The 21,230-nt window shown below is 62.8% G+C and carries 20 protein-coding genes and 3 pseudogenes; 10 read left to right on the top strand and 13 right to left on the bottom strand.

The genetic code is table 11. The annotated features are described in order from the left end of the window. Positions 1–432 (top strand): annotated as a pseudogene (locus HDG37_RS20480) (succinate--CoA ligase subunit alpha); the annotation flags it as partial. 452 nt (positions 433–884) lie between these two features. Next, positions 885–2,009, top strand: coding sequence for a GTP 3',8-cyclase MoaA (gene moaA / locus HDG37_RS20475; protein WP_409260236.1), 1,125 nt, complete (start codon positions 885–887; stop codon positions 2,007–2,009). Positions 2,010–2,037: 28 nt separating this feature from the next. Here the strand turns inward: moaA and HDG37_RS20470 are convergent, their stop codons facing one another. Next, entirely contained in the window at positions 2,038–2,193 is a 156-nt protein-coding gene (locus tag HDG37_RS20470; RefSeq protein WP_184050800.1) for a hypothetical protein, read from the bottom strand. On the opposite strand from HDG37_RS20470, the gene HDG37_RS20465 reads away from it, so the two are divergent. Beyond that, positions 2,122–2,340, top strand: coding sequence for a MoaD/ThiS family protein (locus HDG37_RS20465; protein WP_184050776.1), 219 nt, complete (start codon positions 2,122–2,124; stop codon positions 2,338–2,340). The genes HDG37_RS20470 and HDG37_RS20465 overlap by 72 nt on opposite strands. A gap of 58 nt (positions 2,341–2,398) precedes the next feature. On the opposite strand, the gene HDG37_RS20460 is transcribed toward HDG37_RS20465, so the two are convergent. Next, positions 2,399–2,698 (bottom strand): ArsR family transcriptional regulator, encoded by a 300-nt coding sequence (locus tag HDG37_RS20460; protein WP_260334950.1) that lies wholly within the window; start codon positions 2,696–2,698, stop codon positions 2,399–2,401. A gap of 486 nt (positions 2,699–3,184) precedes the next feature. Between HDG37_RS20460 and HDG37_RS20455 the strand changes: the two genes are divergently transcribed. After that, complete coding sequence (locus HDG37_RS20455) at positions 3,185–3,862, top strand: heavy metal response regulator transcription factor (RefSeq protein ID WP_184050774.1); 678 nt, start codon at positions 3,185–3,187, stop codon at positions 3,860–3,862. Next, positions 3,862–5,331, top strand: coding sequence for a heavy metal sensor histidine kinase (locus tag HDG37_RS20450; RefSeq protein WP_184050772.1), 1,470 nt, complete (start codon positions 3,862–3,864; stop codon positions 5,329–5,331). The genes HDG37_RS20455 and HDG37_RS20450 overlap by 1 nt, the downstream gene beginning before the upstream one ends. Before the next feature lie 15 nt (positions 5,332–5,346). On the opposite strand, the gene HDG37_RS20445 is transcribed toward HDG37_RS20450, so the two are convergent. Genes HDG37_RS20445 through HDG37_RS20435 form a run of 3 tightly spaced genes read right to left on the bottom strand, consistent with a single transcriptional unit; the run spans position 5,347 to position 11,395 of the window. Next, entirely contained in the window at positions 5,347–6,804 is a 1,458-nt protein-coding gene (locus HDG37_RS20445) for an efflux transporter outer membrane subunit (protein WP_184050770.1), read from the bottom strand. A gap of 27 nt (positions 6,805–6,831) precedes the next feature. Beyond that, a complete protein-coding gene (locus HDG37_RS20440; RefSeq protein ID WP_184050768.1) occupies positions 6,832–8,130 on the bottom strand; it encodes an efflux RND transporter periplasmic adaptor subunit in 1,299 nt (432 codons plus the stop codon). 19 nt (positions 8,131–8,149) lie between these two features. Next, entirely contained in the window at positions 8,150–11,395 is a 3,246-nt protein-coding gene (locus HDG37_RS20435; protein ID WP_184050766.1) for an efflux RND transporter permease subunit, read from the bottom strand. Positions 11,396–11,739: 344 nt separating this feature from the next. Here HDG37_RS20435 and HDG37_RS40410 point away from each other — a divergent pair. Next, positions 11,740–11,985 (top strand): annotated as a pseudogene (locus HDG37_RS40410) (DUF4148 domain-containing protein); the annotation flags it as partial. A gap of 80 nt (positions 11,986–12,065) precedes the next feature. Here HDG37_RS40410 and HDG37_RS20425 read toward each other — a convergent pair. The 5 genes from HDG37_RS20425 to HDG37_RS20405 all read right to left on the bottom strand — a co-directional run bounded on the left by HDG37_RS20425 (position 12,066) and on the right by HDG37_RS20405 (position 15,539). Further along, positions 12,066–13,211, bottom strand: coding sequence for a porin (locus HDG37_RS20425; protein ID WP_184050762.1), 1,146 nt, complete (start codon positions 13,209–13,211; stop codon positions 12,066–12,068). Positions 13,212–13,312: 101 nt separating this feature from the next. Continuing rightward, positions 13,313–13,891: a substrate binding domain-containing protein gene (locus tag HDG37_RS20420; protein ID WP_184050760.1), complete on the bottom strand. Its 579-nt coding sequence runs from the start codon at positions 13,889–13,891 to the stop codon at positions 13,313–13,315. Next, positions 13,801–14,295 (bottom strand): LysR family transcriptional regulator, encoded by a 495-nt coding sequence (locus HDG37_RS20415; RefSeq protein WP_184050758.1) that lies wholly within the window; start codon positions 14,293–14,295, stop codon positions 13,801–13,803. The genes HDG37_RS20420 and HDG37_RS20415 overlap by 91 nt, the downstream gene beginning before the upstream one ends. Positions 14,296–14,684: 389 nt before the next feature. Beyond that, positions 14,685–14,966 carry a DUF4148 domain-containing protein gene (locus HDG37_RS20410; RefSeq protein ID WP_311541510.1) on the bottom strand — a complete coding sequence of 94 codons (282 nt, stop codon included), beginning with the start codon at positions 14,964–14,966 and terminating at the stop codon, positions 14,685–14,687. Positions 14,967–15,206: 240 nt separating this feature from the next. Continuing rightward, positions 15,207–15,539, bottom strand: coding sequence for a hypothetical protein (locus HDG37_RS20405; protein ID WP_184050756.1), 333 nt, complete (start codon positions 15,537–15,539; stop codon positions 15,207–15,209). On the opposite strand from HDG37_RS20405, the pseudogene HDG37_RS20400 reads away from it, so the two are divergent. Then, positions 15,538–16,350, top strand: a pseudogene (locus tag HDG37_RS20400) (GntR family transcriptional regulator); the annotation flags it as partial. The gene HDG37_RS20405 and the pseudogene HDG37_RS20400 overlap by 2 nt on opposite strands. Before the next feature lie 13 nt (positions 16,351–16,363). On the opposite strand, the gene HDG37_RS20395 reads toward HDG37_RS20400, so the two are convergent. Both HDG37_RS20395 and HDG37_RS20390 read right to left on the bottom strand, forming a co-directional pair. Continuing rightward, positions 16,364–16,753 (bottom strand): type II toxin-antitoxin system VapC family toxin, encoded by a 390-nt coding sequence (locus HDG37_RS20395; RefSeq protein ID WP_184050754.1) that lies wholly within the window; start codon positions 16,751–16,753, stop codon positions 16,364–16,366. After that, a complete protein-coding gene (locus HDG37_RS20390; protein ID WP_184050752.1) occupies positions 16,750–17,001 on the bottom strand; it encodes a type II toxin-antitoxin system Phd/YefM family antitoxin in 252 nt (83 codons plus the stop codon). The genes HDG37_RS20395 and HDG37_RS20390 overlap by 4 nt, the downstream gene beginning before the upstream one ends. 435 nt (positions 17,002–17,436) lie before the next feature. Between HDG37_RS20390 and HDG37_RS20385 the strand changes: the two genes are divergently transcribed. After that, on the top strand, positions 17,437–18,879 hold the full coding sequence (locus HDG37_RS20385; RefSeq protein ID WP_184050750.1) for an ISNCY family transposase: 1,443 nt from the start codon (positions 17,437–17,439) through the stop codon (positions 18,877–18,879). A 712-nt stretch (positions 18,880–19,591) separates the two neighbouring features. On the opposite strand, the gene HDG37_RS20380 is transcribed toward HDG37_RS20385, so the two are convergent. Continuing rightward, a complete protein-coding gene (locus HDG37_RS20380; protein WP_184050748.1) occupies positions 19,592–19,879 on the bottom strand; it encodes a helix-turn-helix domain-containing protein in 288 nt (95 codons plus the stop codon). 605 nt (positions 19,880–20,484) lie between these two features. Between HDG37_RS20380 and HDG37_RS20375 the strand changes: the two genes are divergently transcribed. Both HDG37_RS20375 and HDG37_RS20370 read left to right on the top strand, forming a co-directional pair. Then, a complete protein-coding gene (locus tag HDG37_RS20375; protein WP_260334949.1) occupies positions 20,485–20,799 on the top strand; it encodes a hypothetical protein in 315 nt (104 codons plus the stop codon). 176 nt (positions 20,800–20,975) lie between these two features. Continuing rightward, on the top strand, positions 20,976–21,227 hold the full coding sequence (locus HDG37_RS20370; RefSeq protein ID WP_184050746.1) for a hypothetical protein: 252 nt from the start codon (positions 20,976–20,978) through the stop codon (positions 21,225–21,227). Positions 21,228–21,230 lie beyond the last annotated feature (3 nt).

Below are 21,230 nucleotides of genomic sequence, written 5' to 3'. Positions count from 1 at the left end.
GGCCGCATCGGCGTCGTGTCGCGTTCGGGCACGCTGACGTATGAAGCAGTCGGCCAGCTGACCGCGATCGGCCTCGGCCAGTCGTCGGCAGTCGGCATCGGCGGCGACCCCATCAACGGTCTGAAGCACATCGACGTGATGAAGATGTTCAACGACGATCCGGATACGGACGCCGTCATCATGATCGGCGAAATCGGCGGTCCGGACGAGGCGAACGCCGCGCACTGGATCAAGGACAACATGAAGAAGCCGGTGGTTGGCTTCATCGCTGGCGTCACGGCGCCTCCGGGCAAGCGCATGGGCCACGCCGGCGCGCTGATCTCGGGCGGTGCGGACACCGCCGAAGCGAAGCTGGAAATCATGGACGCGTGCGGTATCAAGGTCACGAAGAACCCGTCGGAAATGGCGCGTCTTCTGAGGTCGATCATCTAGCCGGCCGACGGCCGGGAAGGTCGGAGAAGCTCCTCTTCGTTCAATGTTCAATGCAATGCTGGGCCCAACGCTTCGAGCGAAACGCGCAGCGTATCCGGCAGGCCGTCGGCGAGACCAAGTACCGGCTCCGGCGCGTCTACATCGCGAGCCGTATCCATACGTTCTCGGTAGGGCCAGGCGTCGATCGATCAAATCGTCAGCCAGCAGGCCGTGCGCGCAGCCAGTCTGAGGGTCGACGGGCGCAGACACGCACCGGCAGGACGCAACGCTTTGCAGGCCGATGCCGGACTGCGCATGACGCACGCACCGGAACGGGCGCGCGAACTGTACCCCTTCAAACGGCACCCTACTGTATGCAGGTCTCGCGCCGCGTGGGCTTATCCTGACACCATGCTGGACGCGGACACGGATGTTGCCCCGCGTCGCCCTCGCCTTGTTGAAGGGAGATCGTCGTGAGCACCGTTTGCTTGCCTGAGACCAACACCGTCGCGATTCGCTCGCCGCTTTCACGCGCCGATGCGGGCGCCGCCGCATGGCCCGACATCGAATGCATCGATGCGCTCGGCCGTCCGCTGAAGGACCTGCGGCTGTCGGTGATCGACCAGTGCAACTTCCGCTGCACATACTGCATGCCGAAGGAGGTGTTTACGAAGGACTATCCGTTCCTCAGTTCGTCTGCCCGCCTTTCATTCGAGCAACTCGCCACGGTCGCCGGCGCCTTCGTGCACCTCGGCGTCGAAAAGATCCGCCTGACCGGTGGCGAACCGCTGTTGCGCAAGAACCTCGAACGCCTGATCGAAAGGCTTGCCGCAATGACGACACGCGATGGCCGCCCCGTGGAACTTGCACTGACGACAAACGGGTCGCTTCTCGCCGCGAAAGCGCGCGCGCTGAAAGTGGCCGGACTCGGACGTGTGACCGTCAGTCTCGACAGTCTCGACGACCCACTGTTCAGGGGCATGAACGACGTCGATTTTCCCGTTGCGCGCGTGCTCGAAGGCATCGAAGCAGCGTGCGCCGTCGGGCTTGCCCCGGTGAAGGTCAATACGGTCGTCGAGTGCGGCGTCAACGAACATCAGATCGTGCCGATAGCCCGCCATTTCCGGTTTAGCGGCGTGACCGTGCGCTTTATCGAATTCATGGACGTCGGCGGCGCCGCGTCGTGGACGCAGGGCAACGTATTCACCTCCGCCGACGCCCGCCGCGAAATCGAACAGACCTTCCCGCTCGTCCCCCGTGCCGCGGCGCGCGGCAGCGATACCGCCGCGACCTACCGCTACGCTGACGGCGGCGGCGAGGTCGGCTTCATTTCGAGCGTGTCTCAGCCGTTTTGCGGGGATTGCACGCGAGCGCGCGTCGCGGCGGACGGCAAGCTGTACCTGTGCCTGTTCGCCACCGAATCGTTCGATCTGCGACGGCTGCTGGACCGCGGCTGCGGCGCCGGCGACCTCGCCGGCGAGATCCGCGAAGTCTGGGCACGCCGCCGCGACCGCTACTCGGAACTGCGCGAAGAAAAGCGAGCCATGCCGGGGAAAAAGCACTATCCGACGGTGCGTATGTCGCTCGTCGGCGGCTGACCGGATACGAAACATAATTGCCACGTCTTCACTCACCATCCAGACAGGCCCGCAACCCGGCATCAGGACAAGCGGTGAAAGTCACCGTCAGATATTTTGCCGCTTGCGGGAAATGTTGCGTATCGCCGTCGAGGAAGTCGACATCGCGAACAGCGGCGCTACCGTAGCGGATCTTCGCCGGCAACTGGCCGGGCGCGGCGAGGCGGCAGCAACCACGTTTTCGGGCGGGCGGCCAGTGCGCGTGGCAGTTGACCGCGTCATGCGTTCGGATGCCTGCTTGCTCAACGACGGTTGCGAAGTGGCGTTCTTTCCTACTGTCACAGGAGGCTGATGCGGCGCGGCCGCAGACCGGCCTCAATGAAGCCGTGCTCGCCGGCGTCGGCAGCCATTCACACGGGGAAGAGTTCGGTGCATAGATCGAGGCCCTGCGTGGTCAGCGTCGCGGAACCGGTGCCGTCGGGGTGAATCGTTACATCGACGAGGCCCGCCGTACCCAGTTCCGTCAGCAAGCGCCTGAGCGTGCTCATCGGTAATTGCGAACGTTTGCTGAGCTTCGCGAGCGACCATGGTTTGTCCGGTGACGCCTGCTGCGCCTGCCAGAGTTCGACAAGCAGTTCCACGAGTTGAAGCTCAGGGTCGTGCGTGTGCAGGGTGCCGCTTTCCACTTCGCTTTGCCGATCGTCCTTCATCGAATTGCCCTCCGCTCAACGTCGTTGCGACGTCGCTGGAGTGCGGGACGCCCGATCGCTCCGGAGTGATTCCGGTGCAGCGATTCTAGCGGTGCATCGCCTTGCTCCGGCAGACACAGTTTTCGATCTACTTCCGCGCCAACTGTAATCCCCGTTGCGCTGGTACGATCGATGCGCGCGATGCTCCGCCTGCCGTGCCAGGACCGGCGCGCGCATGCACGACGCGACCAGCCGGCCGAGTGTGATTACCGCCGCCTCGCCCTGCCCGGTCCACGGGTAGCTGTAGTTCAGCCGAATTTAACTGCCCATCGCCTTCAACCGGTCAGCAAACTGCGGATGTCCATGTACAACGGGACAGCGCGCAGCGGCGCCTGGTCTTCGCGCCTTGCTGGCCGGTGGCCGTGCGTACGCACATTGCCGGATCGTAATCACCGGCCGGAGCGCTTGCCGGTATGATTTCATCGTCAACGCAAAGCGGAGCAACCGATGCGAATCCTGGTAATCGAGGACGAGCTGAAAACAGCGGCCTATCTGAAGAAAGGTCTTGAGGAGTCCGGCTACGCGGTCGATGTGGCGAACGACGGCCCGCAAGGGCTGATCCTCGCTCAGGAAGATGAGTATGACGTGATCGTGCTCGACGTGATGCTGCCCGGCATGGATGGCTGGACCATCGTCAAGACATTGCGCAACACGCGCTCCACGCCCGTGCTGTTTCTTACCGCACGCGACGATGTCGACGACCGCGTGCACGGCCTCGAACTCGGCGCGGACGATTACCTCGTCAAACCCTTCGCATTCGTCGAATTGCTGGCGCGAGTGCGCACGCTGGGCCGACGTGGGCCGCCGCGCGAAAGCGAACTCATCAAGGTGGGCGACCTGGAAATGGATGTGAATCGCCGGCGCGTGAAACGTGGCGGCACGCGCATCGATCTCACGCCGCGTGAATTCTCGCTGCTACAACTGCTGGCGCGCCGTCAGGGAGAAGTGTTGAGCCGCACGCAGATCGCGTCGTATGTGTGGGATATGAATTTCGACAGCGACACCAATGTCGTCGAAGTCGCGATCCGCCGGCTGCGCACCAAGATCGACGATAACTTTCCCGTCAAGCTGATTCACACCGTGCGCGGCGTGGGCTATGTGCTCGAACTGAAGGACACTGATTGATGCGCGGCCGCTCGCTTGCCGCCACGCTTGCGCTGGCTTTCGGCGCCACCACGCTGGCGGTTTTCGTGCTCGTCGGCAGTTTTCTGTATCTGGCGCTCGAAAAGCAGATCAAGGCGCAGGACAATCTCGACATTGTGCTCGCCGCGCGCCACGCACGGCGGCTCGCCGAGGAGCTGGACTCGGCGCAGGGCATTCGCGAGCACAGCGAGCGGCTGACCAGCATCGTGCTCGGCAACGAAGCCATGTCGATGGAAGTGTTCGATCCCGACGGCAAGCGGGCGCTCGAACACAACATCGCTGGCGCGCTCGCCGAGCCGGACGCGGCGAGCGGTGCCGCGACGGTTGCCGCGTTGCCGCCGCTCGCGCGCGTTGCCGCGACGGCACGCATCACCGAAACCGATATCGGCGACTGGACCGGCCGCGACGGCGCGCCCATCCGCGGCATTCTCACGGACGCGCGGCTGCGTGACGGCGAAACGGCGAGCGTGCTGGTGGCGCGCAATATGAGCGACCGCTGGCTCCTGCTGGACCGTTACCGCGACAAACTCCACATGGCGGGCGTGGCCGGCGTGGCGCTGGCCATGTTGCTCGGCTACCTGCTGATTCGTGCCGCGCTGCGGCCATTGCGCAATATCGCGGCGAGCGCGAGCCTCGTCACGGTCAATCGCCTCAATACGCGGATCGCGGTGGCGCGCGTGCCGAGCGAACTCGAGACGTTGGTAGCCGCGCTGAACGCGATGCTCGAACGCGTCGAGCATGGTTTCCAGCGTCTGTCGCGTTTCACCGCAGACCTCGCGCACGACATGCGCACGCCGCTCAGCAACATGCGCGGCGCCGCTGAAGTCGCGCTCGCCCGGCCGCGCACCGTCGAGGAATACGAGTCGCTGCTCGCCTCGAATCTGGAAGAGTGCGACCGGCTCTCGCGCATGATCGAGAACGTGCTATTTCTGGCGCGCGCCGAGCATCCGCAGTTCGTCAAGCAACTGCGTGAGTTCGACGTGGGGCGGGAGTTGACGCATATCGCCGACTACTTCGAAGGGATTGCCGAAGAAGCGAATGTGCGCGTGCGTGTGAGCGGAGCGGCGAGCCTGACGGTGGATCTCGAACTGTTCCGCCGTGCCGTGAGCAATCTGCTCGCCAATGCCATCCGGTATACGCCGCCGGGCGGCGAGATCGTGCTGGACGCGAGCGCGTCTGCAGAGGCGGTGCGCGTGAGTGTGGAGAACCAGGGACAGCCGATTCCCGCCGGGCATCTCGAACGGATTTTCGACCGCTTCTATCGGATCGATCCGTCCCGCAGTTCGCTGCCATCGTCGGGGCTGTCAAAAGGGTCCACCGGGTCCACCGGATCGACCGGGCTCGGGCTCGCCATCGTGCGCATGATCATGGAACTACACGGCGGCTCGGTGCATGCGCAAAGCGATGCGCGCAGCACGCGGTTCGTGCTGATGTTCCCGCGGCTTGTGTGAGTGTGTCCGGCGGCCCTAAACCGGCCCCGCGGTGCTGCTGGCTTCACTGCCCCACGTGCCCCCGAGCGCCTTCAGCAACAACACACTAGACTCCAACCGCCGCTCGGCGATCTGATCCGCGATCCGGCGATTCGTCAGCGCAATCGTCTGCGCGGTCACGACGTCGAGATAGCTGACCGCGCCCGCCTTGAAGCGGTTCGTCGTGAGCCGCAAGGAGAGATCCGCGGCCGTGGTGGCGCGCTGCTGACTGGCGGCTTCGTCGGCGAGGGAATGCAAGGCGGACAGGTTGTCCTCGACCTGCTGAAACGCCACCAGCACCGACTGACGATAGTCCGCGACCGCGCCGTCGTATTGCGCCGTGGCGCCGTGCAGCCCGGCTTCGCGCCTGCCGCCGTCGAACAGCGTGCCGGCCAGTTGCGAACCGAGCGACCAGAACAGACTCGGCGCGCTCAGCCACGGCGCAAAAAACGTGCTTTCGAGACCGGCGCTCGCGGACAGCACCAGATCCGGAAAAAACGCCGCGTGCGCCACGCCGATCTGTGCATTCGCGGACGCCACGCGCCGTTCGGCGGCGGCGATATCCGGGCGCCGCTCCAGCAGTTGCGACGGCAAACCAGTCGGAATCGCCGGCGGCGTTACGGCCGAACCGTTCGGCGCAAGAGTAAAGGTCGATGCAGGCTCGCCGATCAGCGTGGCAATCGCATGCTGCAGCTGTGCGCGCGTTACGTCGATGTCGGTGTCTTGCGTGCGCGTCGCTTCGAGTTGCGTCGTGGCCTGAGCGACGGCGGAGGCATCGATTGCGCCGTTTTTCAGCTGCTGCTGCAACAGCTTCAACGCGGCGTCGTAGGCGCTCGCGCTGTCGTCGAGCAGCTTTTTCTGTGTGTCGAGCGAGCGCAGCGAGAAATACTCGGCGGCCAGATCGGCGCTCATCGAAAGGCGTACGCCCTCGAGGTCTGCCTCGCTTGCCTGGGCGTCGGCTTGCGCGCCGTTCACGCTGTCGCGTACCCGTCCGAAAAGATCCGGCTCCCAACTCGCCGCCACGCCCGCCGAATAGTCCGGTACGGTCTTGCCCGAGAGCGATCTCCCTTCGACATTCTGTGAGGTCCGCGAGCGGTTCTGCGCGGCGCCGGCGGTGGTCGTCGGGAAGAAACCGGCGCGCTGATAGTCCACCATCGAGCGCGCTTGCTGAACCTGCGTAACCGCCTTGCGCACGCTCTGGTTCGACACGTCGATGCGCGCCTCGAGCTGGTTCAGCAGGGGATCGTTGAAGATCGTCCACCATGGACCGCGCGGCGTGGCGTCGGCGGGCGCCGCCTGCGTCCAGCCGGGCGCGGCGCCCGCGAAGCGGGTTGGAATCCGGGCGCTCGGGCGTTGATACGGCGGCAAGGTCGAGCACGCGCTGAGCAGCGCGCCGATCAGCGTGGCCGCCAGCGCGCGGCGCGGCAAAGGCCGTGAATGAGACAGGTTGAACATCGGCAATTCCTTTCTATGACGAGGCACTCAGCCGTGCATGGCCGGCATGATCTGCACCATCTGGCCGGTACTCAGCGAATCGCCAGGATTGTCGATCACACGGTCGGTGGCGGCGAGACCCGTCGTGATTTCCACGTGCGTGCCGAAGTCGCGGCCGATATGCACGGTCTTGAGCAGCGCACGGCCGTGGCTGTCGACCACGGCGACCGTCACGCCGTCCGGACGGAACAGTAGCGCGCTGACCGGCAGATCGAGGGCCCGCGTGGTCGAGTGCAATTGCAGATGCACCTGCGTGTAAGCGCCGGGCATCAGCGCGCCATCTTTGTTGTCGACGTCGATCTCGACGCGCAACGTGCGGCTCGACGGATCGATCGAGCCGGTGCTGCGCGCCACCTTCGCCGCGATGCGGCGCCCCGGATACTGCTGGGCGGTCAGATACACGCCGGTATCCGGCGTGACATACGGCGCGTCGTTCTGCGGCACGTCGACGAAGACCCGCAGCACGCCGTTCTGCTGGATATGGAACAGTTCGCCCGACATGCCCGCGGTGCCGGGCGTGCCGCCCGCCGTCACCAGCGCGCCGACGTCGACGTTGCGCGCTGTGATCACGCCGTCGAACGGCGCGGTGATCTTCTCGTACGAGACCAGTTCGGCGAGACGCGCGACATTGGCCTGCGTCGACGCCAGCATCGCACGGCGCGCTTCCATGTCGCTGACCTTGGTGTCGGCGTCCTGCTGCGCGACCGATTGGGTCTTCAGCATCTCCTGCCAGCGCTGCGCGGTGGTCTTCGCGTAGTCGAAATTGGCCTGCGCGGTCGTTTCGTCGGCGCGGGCCTGGCGCAGTTGCGCGTCCAGTTCCGGGGCTTCGATCGTCGCGAGGGTCTGGCCGCTTTTCACCTGCGTGCCGATGTCGGTGTTCCAGTGAGCGAGGTAGCCGCTCGTGCGCGCGTAGATGGATGCTTCGGCAAACGGCGTGACGGCGCCCGGCAGCAGCAGTTCGTCGACGGCCGGCGCCGCGCGCGGTGCGACCACCGACACGCTGAGCATGCTTTGCGCTTGCGTTTGCTGCGCGAGCGCGGCGCTTGCATGCAGACGCGGCACGATGCCGATGATCAGCAAGGCCGCGGCAAGACCGCTCAGCGCGAACGGCCAGAGGCGGCGGCGCGGTTTTGCTATTGGGCCGCGGTGAGACACGGGGTCGGCGGCGTGCATGCTTTGGTTGGCGCTTGCGGGCTGAGCGGCCGTGTCGGCTTGGCCGGTGCCGGCGGTTTCCCCGCCCGTGGCTGCCTGCTCACCGAACTGCGGCGGAAGTGATGAATCGTTCATGGGAAAGGTCTCGTCGAAATCAAGGAGTGCGGGCGGTGACGGCGGCTTCGTGCTTTTCGCTGCGTGCCGCGCGGCGTTTGTCGAGCCACGCATGCACCATCCCGTAGACGACGGGGACGAACAACAACGTGGACACCGTGCCAAGCGCGAGGCCGCCGATCACAGCCCGGCCGAGCGGCGCGTTCTGTTCGCCGCCCTCGCCGAGGCCGAGCGCCATCGGCAGCATGCCGATCAGCATGGCGAGCGCCGTCATCAGCACCGGGCGGAAGCGGCTGAAGCCGGCATCGAGCGCGGCCTGCAGCGCCGGCTTGCCGCCATGGTGGAATTCACGCGCGGTGTTGATGACCAGAATGCTGTTGGCCGTGGCAATGCCGATGCACAGGATGGTTCCGGTGAGCGCCGGCACGCTCAGGCGGGTGCCGGTGCTGAACAGCATCCACGCAATGCCCGCGAGCGAGTCGGGCAAGCCGCTGATGATGATGAACGGGTCGAGCCACGACTGAAAATTGACCACCATCAGCAGATAGACGAGGCCGATGGCGAACACTAGGCCCCTCGCGAGGCCGCTGAACGAATCGCGCATCGCCTGGACCTGGCCGCGTACCACAATGGACGCGGCCGGCGGCAATTGCGGACGGATCTGATCGACGAGCCGGTTCACGTCCGAGGCCACACCACCGAGATCGCGTCCTTGCGCCGACGCGAAGATGTCGAGCACCGGTTGCACGTTGTAGTGCGAGACGACGGCTTGCTGCGTGCCGCGTGTCATCGTGCTCAACGCGCCGAGAAGGTTCTGCGCAGCGGGGCCGGCGCCGCTTGCCGAGGCCGCCGCCGTGGTAGCGCCGGAGCTGGCGCCGCCGTTCTGCGCGACCGGAATATTGGCGAGCGCCTGCAGCGAATTGACGTCGTACTGCGGCATCATCGCCATCAGCGGATAGCTCACGCCGTTGCGCGGATCGAGCCAGAAATTCGGCGAAGTCTGCGAGCTGCCGGAGAGCGCGATCAGCAGGTTCTGCGACACGTCGCGTTGTAGCAGGCCGGCCTGAATCGCCCGGGTGCGATCGACATCGACGTTGATCGCGGGCGCGTCGCCAGGCTGCTGAATGCGCGCGTCGACGAGGCCGGGCACACCGCGCAGTTGCGCGAGCAAACGGTTCGCCACCACCCGGTTGGCATCGAGCTTGTTGCCGACGATCTGGATGTCGATCGGCGCGGGCAGGCCGAAGTTGAGAATCTGGCTGACGATATCGGCGGGCAGGAAAGCGAACGTGACACCGGGGAAATCCTTCGTCAGCGCGTTACGCAGCGTCGCCACGTAGCGCGCGGTCGGCTTGTGTTTTGTCGCGAGCGTGATCATCACGTCGGCATCTTCCGGGCCGATCGGGTTCGACGAGTCGTAGGTCAGATTGATGCCGCTCACCGGCACGCCGATGTTGTCCAGCATCGCCGAGAGTTCCTGTTTCGGGATCACCTCGCGCACGCGGGCTTCGACCTGGTCGGTAATGCTCGCGGTGTCCTCGATCCGCGTGCCGATCGGCGCACGCAGATGGAGGCGAATTTCACCGGTATCCACAGCCGGAAAAAAGTCGCGCCCGGCGAACGGCACCAGCGCGAGCGAGCCGATGCAAAGCAGCAGAAAGATCGCGATGAAGCGCCGCGGACTCGCTATCGCCGCGCCGAGCACGCCGCGATAGCGTTCGCGCAACCCTTCGAAGCGCTGCTCGAAGCCGGCCTGAAAGCGGATCAGGCGCGCAATCGGACCGTTGCCGGTGATCGACGCGTGGCTGCGCGCGCGCATCAGATACATCGCGAGGGTCGGCACCAGCGTGCGCGAGAAGAAGTACGACGCGATCATCGCGAACACCACCGCTTCGGCGAGCGGCACGAACAGATAGCGCGCGACGCCGGAGAGCAGGAACATCGGCACAAACACGATACAGATCGACAGCGTCGAGACGAAAGTCGGCACGGCGATCTCGCCGGAACCGTTCAGGATCGCGTCGTGCAACGCCTCGCCGTTCTCCAGATGATGTGTGATGTTTTCGATGGCGACGGTGGCGTCGTCGACGAGAATCCCGACCGCGAGCGCGAGGCCGCCGAGCGTCATGATGTTGATGGTCTGGCCGAGCGCGGACAGCGCGATCAGCGAGGTCAGCACGGCAAGCGGAATCGACACCGCGATGATCAACGTGGCACGCCAGCTGCCGAGAAAGAGCAGGATCATCAGGGCGGTCAAGGCGGCGGCGATCAGCGCCTCGCGCGCCACGCCCACCACCGCCGACTTCACGAACACCGACTGATCCGACAGCGCGGTGATGTGCAGCGCGCTCGGCAGGCCGGCCGCGATATGCGGCAGCATCGACTTGACCTGCTGGATGATGGTGAGCGTCGACGTACTGCCGGATTTTTCGATCGTCAGCAGCGCGGCGCGTTTGCCGTCGCTGCGCACGATGTTGGTTTGCGGCGCGTAACCGTCGCGCACATGGGCGACGTCGCGTACATACACCACGCCGCCCGCCACCGTCTTGATCGGCAGATCGTTGAGCGCCGCGACTGTGTCCGTGCTGCCGTTCATCTGCACGTTGTATTCCTTCGTGCCGATCTTCGCGGTGCCGCCCGGCAGGATCAGGTTCTGCGCGTTGACGGCGTTGACCACGTCGAGCGGCGCGAGGCCTTTGGCCTGCAATGCGCGCGGGTCGATATCGACTATGATCTGCCGGACCTTGCCGCCGAACGGCAGCGGCACCGACGCGCCTTGTACCGTCGCCAGTTGCGTGCGGATCTGACTGTTGCCGAGGTCGTAGAGCTGTTGTTCGGAGAGCGTATCGCTGGAGAGGCCGAGTTGCAGGATCGGCACCGTCGAGGCGTTGTACGTAATGATGTTCGGCGGCAGCGTGCCCGGCGGCAGCACGCGCAGGATCGACGCGGAATTGGACGCCGCTTCGGCGATCGCGCGATTGATATCCGCGCCCGGATGAAAAAAGATCTTCACCACCGAAACGCCATTCAGCGATTGCGACTCGATATGCTGGATATCGTCAACGTCGGAGGTCAGCGCGCGCTCGTAATTCGAGGTGATGCGATTGGCCATGTCCTGCGCGGAAAAGCCGTTATATGTCCAGACGATGCTGACCACCGGGATATCTATGTTCGGGAAGATGTCAGTCGGCGTACGCGAAATGGAAAGCGGCCCGACGATGAATATCAGCAGAGCCAGTACCACGAATGTGTACGGGCGGCGCAGGGCAAGCCTCACAATCCACATGACGAATTCCTGATAAATAGCAAAAAGAATTGCCCGACCCAAGGCTCGCGCAGTAAAACGCTGCTTGATTCGGACCTGGTCTGGAGTATGTGTGGGCAGTGCTTACCGGTTCCGGTCAGCCACAATACAAGTCTGTTATCTGCCGGATAACCGGACGCGATTCGGAATGCAATCGACAGCCGCCGCACGCAGATAGCAAATCCGTAGTCGCGTGGTCAGAGAGAGGACAGGTCGTGCGATCGGAATGGAAAGCATGGCCATGTCCACATTGCCAAACCTGACGCGAGAAGCACGATCAAGCTGCTTTCCAGCGTTGCAGTCGCCGCACCACCGCAGTCAGCCTTACCTTTGGCTCAAGCGTTTCCGCCCAAACCGCCATTCCGGGAATGACGCCCGCCGAAGTACACCAGCAACTGGTGCAGGCACAGGCCGATGGGCTCTTGCCGGTACCGGAGAACAACTATCCGCCGCCAACCACGAGACTTGGCCGCAACAAGGAGCTTCACGCAATCGAGTACCAGAACGACCGGTTTAGCGCGACTGCGTCCGCCTCTACGAGCCCGACGGATAGGGGCGTCACGTCTGACTGATGCAAAGGGAAGACGAACGCGCGCCCACGTATGGACTCTCGATGCGTGGGCGCGGGATGGCGCGATGAAGCGCGAGCCGGTTAGAACTGGTGGCGAATGGCTACGCGCGTGATGACCTGATTTGCTGTCGTCGAAGGCGAATCTGCACCCGTGATAAACGCCGTGTTGACCGGCGCCGCGGACGCACTGCCGCCCGCCAGGTGCTGATACATACCCTGCACGTACACGTCAGTACGCGGCGACAGGTTGTAGTCCGCCATCAGTCCAACCTGATGCCACGTCGGCTTCGAATCGCCGGCGGCGCTATTGAAGTGACCGATCGTGTAGTTATACATCGCTCCGACGAACGCATTCTTCAGGAACTGATACTTCGCGTTCAATTCAAAGTTGTCGAACTTCAGGCTGCTTGCCGTATTCGCGAAGTTGCCGACATAGACGGAGCCCGTCGCGTTATTAAGCGCCGTGTGGCTATATACGAAGCCGAGTATCGCAGAGCCAATCGTGTAGTTAATCCCCGCGCCCCACACCTGTTGGCGACTCGCGAAAAAATTCGTGTCGTCGGCTGCAAGCGACCCACCGGAGTTTCCGCCCGGGTTGTTGATCTGCATGTACGCCGCTGCGACTGAAACGTTGGCAGCGACGAATTGTGCGCCGAGGCTATACGACCGGTTGTCAGCAAAGCCACCCGCCTGATTGCTAAAACCGTACAGACCGCCAAAAGAAAAGCCGCCGTAGGCGTTACTGGTGTACTTCACGCTGTTGTTCAGTCGGAACGAATTGTCTGAGTTGTCGTTGTCGTACGGATGCGACAACAGATAGCCGCCCCAATTGCCGTTCGCCGTAAGCGGGGCGAGATAGTCGACGACTGAATCATACTGACGGCCCATTGTCAGGGTCCCGAGCTTCGTGTTGCTCAAACCGATGTACGCCTGCCGGCCGAACATGCGCGAACTCTGTCCAAGTGCGCCGGAGTTGACGTCGAAGCCATTTTCCAGCTGAAAGAGGGCCTTCGTGCCACCGCCCAGATCTTCGCTGCCTTTCACGCCCCATCGGCTGCCTTGTGCAAAGCCGCTTTCCATCTGCACAGCCGAACCTTGCTTAGTATTGTTCGTATAGTTCAGACCTTCGTCGATCAGGCCATACAGCGTGACGCTGCTTTGCGCCAGCGCGGCCATCGGGACGATCGTGCAACCGATCGCTGCGCCCGTAATGAGGAGTCGCTTCATGAGTGTAGATTCCTAAGGTTTGCTTGAGTACCTCGCCATGATCTAGCTCGCGCGCCGGTGCGTGGAGCCGAGTCTGACGAAAGGTATTTGCACTTTAGGACCTACAAAATGCCCGTCCACTGCAGTTCAGTATTGCTGAAATGGTGTTGTGCCGCCCCCACGGGAACGACAGTTTCGCGCTTGTCTTCATGTGGATTCTGGCGATAACGTTCTACCACGAAATCGACAAAGCGGCGGAGCGCCACCGCCATGTACGGTTGTCCGGAATAGAGCACCCACACTGTCCGCGCGTCGCCGCACAATTCGATGTTTTCGAACACTGGCTTTAATGAGCCGTCTGCCAGCTCACCTTGAATGAGCGAGCGCGAAAGCCGGGCGATGCCGAGGCCCGCCTGGACTGCGCGCTTTACGAGCAGTGGGTTTTGCATGCTCAGAATCGGCCGTACCACTACGCGCTGCGTGCCATGCTTGTCACGAAACTCCCAGTAACGACTCGGCGCGTCCGACGCGACCAGCACATCATGCGACGATAGCTCGTCGGGCGTGCGTGGCGGCCGCCGACGTGCGAAGTACGCGGGGCTCCCGACAATCACGTCCCGCGTCTGTGCGAGCGGCCGGCAAACCAGCGACGAATCACGCAGGTGGCGCTCGGCGCTGAAGCATACATCGAAATCTGCCACCGTGACATCGGCGTGTTATCGAATACGGTCAGATCGAACTGCGTACGCTGCTCTTGCACCCGGTACGCCGCTAGTACTTCGGGTAGATCGGTCGAAGCATATAAAGAAGACGCTGCAATACGCAAAGATCCGGCGGGTTGACCGGCAGCAGCTGCCATGCATTCGTCCATCGCCGCGAGCCGCCTGAGCAGTTCGCCACAATGCTCCCGATACAACTGGCCGGCAGGCGTCAGCGACACCCGGCGAGTGGTCCGGTTGACAAGGCGCACGCTGAGATGTTGCTCGAGTACCGCCACGCTGCGAGTGACGACCGAATTCGAGATACCAAGCTGCTTCGCCGCCTCGGCGAAGTTCAGGCAGTCGGCAACCTTGGTGAAAATGCGAACGGAGGCTAATTGATTCATGGAATCGTTTCGCAGCGGTCGGGGATTTTAAGGCTAGCTGGCTCAAGAGCCGTTGGGTAGGATAGAACAGATGCCTGCGCATGACCGATGCGCCGCGCTTCACGGCGCGGCCCATTGACCTTACGCTACGTCACACGCGTTTCCCCGCCGACAGACTGTGCGGTCTTCCGAAATCGCCGGCTTTGCCGATCCGTGTGCGTCCGAGGCGGTCATTGCATGTTTGTTTGTACGCGTTATCACCATTCCTCTGCTTCACGAGGTCGATCACGTGCGAAGGCGACCTCAACGGGCGCAAGAAGAAAAGCGGAAAGGATTGCTATGTTCAATAAAGTCATCTTCGACTCCTGGTTTGACATCGCGCGCAGACGCAGACATTCTTGGTAAGCTTGTCACTGCACCGTTTCACTGGAAGATTGCGTCGGCGCCGCTAAAACAGGAGATATTTCGTCACCATTGTGAGTGATCGCATATAGTTCCTTATTGCGTTCAATCGCAGCTTCGCTTGGCGGGTAGTCGTACTTCGGCGTAGGCACCAGACCATCCCGTTGCGCCTCGATGAGTTCCGCGCGAACGTCCGCCCGGGTCTTGCCAGTGGGCTGCGTCTGCGCCAAGGCACTCATCGCGATCGAACACGCAAGGGCGCCAATCGCTATATGTGTTGTCTTTTTCACAGTTTTCTCCGAAGTCTCTAAGAATTTGCTAATCGGCCTGTTGATCGGATCCCATCAGGGCATGCCCGACGCAATGCACCGATGAGCCCATTGTCGTCAATTGACGTTGCTCCCAGACTGACAGCCTGATTACGATTTTGATATCTTCTTTCGGTCTTTGGCGATATTGCGGTGTGGGATGATGGCTGCGGGCTTTGCCGCAACAAGGCGTTGAGGTAGGGGGCTGAACAAGGTCCGCGCTTACGCACTGCAGAGGACAGGGCAGCGGATAATCATGAACCTTGTTGATCCCCCAACAGGCTCGAATCCATGACGGTCTCTGGCGTGCATGCGACGAGGCGCGTCTTCGCCCGGCGTCGTCGACCGCGCCGGCGGCTGGTGCGCAGGAAGCAGCTTGCCGATTGACGAACAGTAGAGCGGCCGGCATAGTCCGACCGGAAAAGACAGCCGGATCGGCTTGCGCGTCTCGATCACATTGATCGACTCGGCGGAGGGGTCGTCGGCGGCGAGCACGCTCAGTTGCACAATCTCGCCGTTGTCGTTGTAGAGGCCCTGAAGCACTTGGCGCGCCATGAAATTTGTCTTGACGGATGTTTTGACGCTGACCGATAGTCACTGCCGAAAAGATCCGTTAATTCCGGGCCCGTGCGTGAAAGACACAACTCGCTCTCCTTCATCGCGCGCTGACCATGTTTACTTCAGCGTGCGCGACGATATCTTCGACCTGCGCCTGCTGCCCGGCGATCGCATGACCGAAGGCAGTATCGCCGACCGCTTCGGCGTTTCGCGCACACCGGCGCGCGAGGCGCTGCAGCGTCTTCAAAGCGACGGTTTGATGCGCGGCTATGTGCGCGGCGGCTGGGAAGTCGTGCCGATCGACCCCAAGCGCTTCGGAGATCTATACGAAATGCGCAAGCTGATCGAGACGTTTTCTGTCAGCCGGCTCTTTGGCGCGGACGGCGCCTTGTCAGCGACCGCCTCGCAAATGCTGGAACGGCTAGAACTCGTCTGGACCGTCCCTCAAGCACAGCGCATTCGCGATGGCCGCGAGATGGTCGCGCTCGACGAAGCCTTCCACGAGGCGCTCGTCGTCGCCGCCGGCAATGCCGAGTTGAGCGCGGCAATGCAGCGCGTGACCGGCCGCATCCGCGTGGTGCGGCGGCTCGATCTCGTCTGTGGCGACTGCATCGACGACACCTACGACGAACACATTGCGATTCTCGCCGCCCTCCGCGATCCTGCGGCCGACTGCGCCGTCGAGTTATTGGGGCGGCACATAGAAGGAAGCAGGGCGGAGGTCCGCACACTGACCACCGAGCGCCTGCAACGCGCCCGCACCGCATTGGAGCCTCACAGTGCTCCGTATGCACCAACGAGGTTGCGAGGCGAAAAGCGCCCTAGACGTACCGTATTGGCGCGAAGTCGTATCGCTTTATCTGGTCATCGTGGGTCAACAACACGATTCCTTCTGCCATCGCTTGACCGACGAGGAGCCGGTCGAACGGGTCCTTGTGAAGAGGCGGGAGGGCCGCAACTTCGAACGCATGCTGTGCTTCAATCGACAGCTCTTCATAACCAGCATCAAGCAGGTTCCTGCGAAGAACGCGTGCATCGACCTGAAAGTCCTCACGGCCCAGTGCGCTTTTGATGACAATTTCCCAGATGCTGGCGACGCTGAAGTAGAGGGTGTTGTCGGCGTCCTCGATGGCAGCGCGCGCTTCGTTCGACAAGGCAGGATCGTCAGCCGCAGCCCAGACCAGCAGATGAGTATCGAGCAACAGCCTCACTTTGTCTTACCCTCAAACATGTCGCAGATCTCGTCCGCTGCCATAGTGTCGAAATCTGCGGGTACTTTGAATTGCCCCTTCAGGAACCCGATGCGCCGCGGCGGCTTTGCGGCTTCGGCGTCGATGCGCACGACCTTGACCAATGGCTTGCCGGCCTTAGCGATGACGAACGGCTCGCCGCCGTTCACGGTTTCCTCGATTAGACGCGACAGATTGGTCTTGGCATCGTGAATGTTGTAAATATGCATGGCAGCACCACATGAACTTAGTTTAATGAACTTAGTTTACTTCAAACTTTATCCTCCTGCAAATAGTTCAAAGTGATGCTTGAAGTGGGGGCTTTACCGCGCGCGCTGCCTCAGATGGCGTGTTCGCGTCCATGCCCGCAGTGAGGTGGCTAAGCTTTACGACCGCTGACATCAGCTCAATGTCAGGGCTGAAGCAGGAGGGAGCCGCCTGCTCCGCTGTTCGAAGCGTGGGCCGGTCGCGCAGTCCGTGCTGCAGATGGGCGAAGCTTCGAGGGTTTTCACGCGCAGCATTCGAGCGATTTGACATAAAAGGAATTGAGCAAAATTTTGACTGTAGCGGCAATATGAGAATGTCGTGTTCTAGCAAGATACAAATGTCGTGTTTTATCGTGACTGGCAAGCTGGCATTTTGCTGCGCGATCGCAGGAGCCAGTCATGAGCCCAGCCGCACTGGTGACATTGAACATGCGCGAACTCGACCGTCTGAAGGTGATCCAGGCCGTGGTGGACATCGGGCTCAAGCCCGGGCGTGCCGCCGGGCGACTTGGCCTGACCGTGCGTCAGGTCGAGCGGCTGGTAGCGCGGTACCGTGAATGGGGCGCGGCGGGACTGGCCTCACCCAAGCGCAGGTCGCCCGGTAACCGGAAGCTCGATGAAGGACTGGCCGTGCGGGCCCTGACCACCATTCGCGAGCGCTACGCCGACTTCGGGCCGACGCTGGCCTGCGAGAAGCTGCGCGAATGTCATGGCCTCGTGCTGTCGAAGGAAACCGTGCGACACCTGATGACGGACGCCGGCCTGTGGGTACCGCGCCGGCAGCGGCCACCGAAGATCTACCAGCCGCGGGCCCGGCGCGCGTGCTTCGGTGAGCTGGTGCAGATCGACGGCAGCGACCATCGCTGGTTCGAGGACCGGGCGCCGGCCTGCACGCTGCTGGCGTACGTCGATGACGCCACGAGCCGCCTGATGATGCTGCATTTCACGGCGACCGAATCGACCTTCAGCTACTTCGAGGCGACGCGCGCGTATCTTGAGCAGCATGGCAAGCCGGTGGCGTTCTACAGCGACAGGGCCAGCGTTTTTTACGTGAAGCAACGCTCGGAGACAGCGGGCAAAGGTGTCACGCAGTTCGGCCGGGCGATGTACGAGCTGAACATCGACACGTTCTGCGCGAACTCAAGCCCCGCCAAGGGGCGCGTCGAGCGCGCCCACCTGACGCTGCAGGATCGGCTCGTCAAGGAGCTCCGGCTGCGCGGCATCAGCACCATCGAGGCTGCCAACGCCTGGGCGCCCGCGTTCATGGCAGCCTATAACGCGCGCTTTGCGAAGCCGCCACGCAGCGCTTTCGATGCGCATCGACCCGTGCGCGCTGACGAGGATCTCGACGCGGTCCTGACCTGGCGGGTTCTGCGCAAGGTCTCGGATTCACTGACGCTGCTGAACGACCGCGTGATCTGGCTGCTTGACGATACGCCGGCCAACCGCAGGCTGATTCACCGCTATATCGACGTGTGGGAGTATCCGGACGGACGCCTCGAGATCCGTGCCGATGGTGTCGCACTGCCCTGTGTCCAGTACGACAAGCTTGCCGAGATCGACCAGGGCGCGGTGATCGAGCACAAGCGTCTTGGTCATGCGCTGCAGGTCGTGCAGGCGCTCCAGGCGCAGCGCGACAACCGCCGGATCTCCGGCTCACCGTCACGCACGAACCGCGGTGAACCCGTGCATGTGAAGGCGCGGCTACCTGGCACGAAGAAGCAGCGCGAAGTAACGCTCGAGGACTGGAATGCGGCAGTCATGGGGACACACCAGAACCCGGGAGGCTCGGTGCTAAAAACCCCTCCAGAGAGAGATAAAAGGACTGCAAAACGACCCTAACCCACCACCCAAAACCGACCCTCAACCCCGACATCTGTATCTTGCTGGAACCCCGACATTTCAATCTGGCATCGACATTGACATGCTCGGATCATTCGCAGTCCTATTCTGTTAGACGTGCCCGGCTTCAGAGTTTCGGACGTGTGGTACCTATAGCTCGTCTGCTTGGATGTCAGTGCGAACGTCACTGACCTCGGTGGTCAAGCAATTGTTAATTGCCACTGCGCCGGCCTGAGGCACGGGTTCTTCTGTTGCGCCAGCCCCAGAATGATTCGTTTCCGCGTGCGCGAGTCATGCGTTGCTGACCTCACCGAAACGCGCCGATCGTTGTTGGCCTGCGTCCATCTCGGTAGCCCGGCCGGAGGCACTTGACGCCGGACTGCTGCGGTCGACGGTTTTTTCGGGCGGCAGTAGGCGTAGGCGCGTTTCAAAAATTTGCTGGGCGAAGGCGTTTTCGAACGCGGGTATTCGTTTGAAGAATCCTGCCCTTATCTCGGAAAACCCGGCTCAGCGTTTTTGATGCGGGCGCGGGCTGCCTGCGCGCCCGTGCGCCCGTGCGCCCGTGCGCCGGCCTCGGGAGCATATGGCTCCCGAGTGTTCCGGTAAATCACAAGGATTTCAGCGGATTTCGCCCGAGTGGACCGAAGCGTTACCGTCCGCTCGAAGCGGCGTCCGTCATGAGAAGTCCCCTTGGGGAGGCAGCGCACTGTCTCTACTTCTCACTGGCGATGGCCAGCAAGCGGCTGCGCAGCAAAGCGGTCGTCCGTTCCACCTCTTTGGGCGTCAGCCGTTCCATGTAAGCCGCCGTCAGAAGTGTTAGCGGATGGACACCCAGCACGTCTGCAAGTTGCTCGATCTTCCCCAATGTTGGAGATTTCAGACCCCGCTCGACCGTACTGATGTAAGTGCGGCTGGATACCAGTCCGAAATCTTCCTGTGTCACTTCAGCGATCTGCCTGAGTTGTTTCAGTGCTTTGCCGAAAGCGGCGTTGGAACGCATGCAAGTCCTCCTGATAAAGGACCTGATGAACTCATCGAGAGCGCTAAAGGGCTACAATCTATAGTGTTCATTTGCTATCATTCGGGCCACCCTGGGCGGGCAGGTCAGAGGTACCGCCTTGCGGTGCCTGACTCCGCGAGATATCTCTGGTCGATCTCTGTTTGAAGCGGTCAGCCAGATCCCGATCGGGGAGGCCGAGGCCAACACACATGCAGGGCGAGGAATCTGCGTGCCGTTTGCACGGGCCGACAACGCATTGGAGGCAGATAGATGCACCGGAGGCGGCCTGCGCAGCGATGTCGGGCCGACATCCAAATGCAATCGTGGTTCGGCGGGTTTTGGAAGCAGCGAGATGTTCCCTGAGAATGTTGGATTGTCTTCAGGGTGCCGACATGGTCATCGAGCGGTTAGTTAAGATAGAAAGCGTTTGAGGTAGCGGCTGTATGTTTGTGACAAGTGAAATTAACCGTGTGCCTCCGTCCAACGTGCCTTTCGGCGGGTTGCTCGGCAGGGGCGTATGGTCAGCGGTTCAGCAACTGTTACCGCGGGACGTCCTGATTCTCAGGGTGTCGCGGGCGCGCTCGCGGGCCGTCCCGACGATCGTGATGCTGGACCTGCCCGCGACCGCTGCGACGCTCGAACAGTTCGTCGGAGGGGATGTCGTCCTGCGTGACGCGGCCGTACTGAGCACGAGGCTCGCACGGGAGGTCGAACAGTGGACACTCGAACCGCTTTGCGAAATCCGGGTGGGGGCGACCGAGTACGAACATCGTGGAACGGGCAAGCAGTTGCTCACGGTGACCCGGTTCACGACGGCAGCGGGGCGCACCTTGTCGGTGCCGTACGCCTTGGCGACGCAGCCCGCGCGTGGCAGGCGGCTCTGGCGCGCGAAGGCGCCGGCCGCACCGGCCCGCGCCTGATCCTCGCAGTGGATGCGCGTCCGGACGTGGCTTCGGGCATTGCCATTGAGGAGCCGGGCATGCGACCGCGCTTGCGGGGAGACGCAACGTAGGGAAGCGGGCTGGCGATGATAATCCGCCTTATCGCGGCCAGCGCACCACCGGCGCATCGGCTGCGGCTTCAGAAAGGGATCGGTATGAGCAGACACAGGCGGGCGATCGAGCTTCCGGACGAAACCTCCGAAGCGCTGCGCGCGCGGCTGCGGCGCTTCGTGCGTGCGACCCGCGACGACGTAACCGGGGCCGTGCCGATCCCGTTTCCCGCACACGTGACGGTGCTCGCCGGGCCGCTGCGGCGGATCCGCGGCGCGCGCGAACACCGCATGATGCCGGGGCCGGAGGTGCGGGCTGGGTCAGACGCGCGCAGGGATGATGGCGACCAAGCCTGATCA

The sequence above is a fragment of the Paraburkholderia sp. MM5384-R2 genome, assembly GCF_014201025.1.
GTDB lineage: Bacteria > Pseudomonadota > Gammaproteobacteria > Burkholderiales > Burkholderiaceae > Paraburkholderia > Paraburkholderia tuberum.
The sequence above is the reverse complement of the archived record's forward strand: the minus strand, read 5'-3'. Positions and strand labels throughout refer to the sequence as shown.

Coding starts and splice junctions, on each gene's coding strand:
- HDG37_RS20440 (WP_184050768.1), bottom strand. CDS start 8,130: ATGAACGATTCATCACTTCCGCCGCAGTTCGGTGAGCAGGCAGCCACG.
- HDG37_RS20370 (WP_184050746.1), top strand. CDS start 20,976: ATGAGCAGACACAGGCGGGCGATCGAGCTTCCGGACGAAACCTCCGAA.
- HDG37_RS20390 (WP_184050752.1), bottom strand. CDS start 17,001: ATGCATATTTACAACATTCACGATGCCAAGACCAATCTGTCGCGTCTA.
- HDG37_RS20425 (WP_184050762.1), bottom strand. CDS start 13,211: ATGAAGCGACTCCTCATTACGGGCGCAGCGATCGGTTGCACGATCGTC.
- HDG37_RS20465 (WP_184050776.1), top strand. CDS start 2,122: ATGTTGCGTATCGCCGTCGAGGAAGTCGACATCGCGAACAGCGGCGCT.
- HDG37_RS20385 (WP_184050750.1), top strand. CDS start 17,437: ATGAGCCCAGCCGCACTGGTGACATTGAACATGCGCGAACTCGACCGT.
- HDG37_RS20450 (WP_184050772.1), top strand. CDS start 3,862: ATGCGCGGCCGCTCGCTTGCCGCCACGCTTGCGCTGGCTTTCGGCGCC.
- HDG37_RS20435 (WP_184050766.1), bottom strand. CDS start 11,395: ATGTGGATTGTGAGGCTTGCCCTGCGCCGCCCGTACACATTCGTGGTA.
- HDG37_RS20445 (WP_184050770.1), bottom strand. CDS start 6,804: ATGTTCAACCTGTCTCATTCACGGCCTTTGCCGCGCCGCGCGCTGGCG.
- HDG37_RS20405 (WP_184050756.1), bottom strand. CDS start 15,539: ATGGCGCGCCAAGTGCTTCAGGGCCTCTACAACGACAACGGCGAGATT.
- HDG37_RS20460 (WP_260334950.1), bottom strand. CDS start 2,698: ATGAAGGACGATCGGCAAAGCGAAGTGGAAAGCGGCACCCTGCACACG.
- HDG37_RS20415 (WP_184050758.1), bottom strand. CDS start 14,295: ATGAATCAATTAGCCTCCGTTCGCATTTTCACCAAGGTTGCCGACTGC.
- HDG37_RS20380 (WP_184050748.1), bottom strand. CDS start 19,879: ATGCGTTCCAACGCCGCTTTCGGCAAAGCACTGAAACAACTCAGGCAG.
- HDG37_RS20375 (WP_260334949.1), top strand. CDS start 20,485: ATGCTGGACCTGCCCGCGACCGCTGCGACGCTCGAACAGTTCGTCGGA.
- HDG37_RS20455 (WP_184050774.1), top strand. CDS start 3,185: ATGCGAATCCTGGTAATCGAGGACGAGCTGAAAACAGCGGCCTATCTG.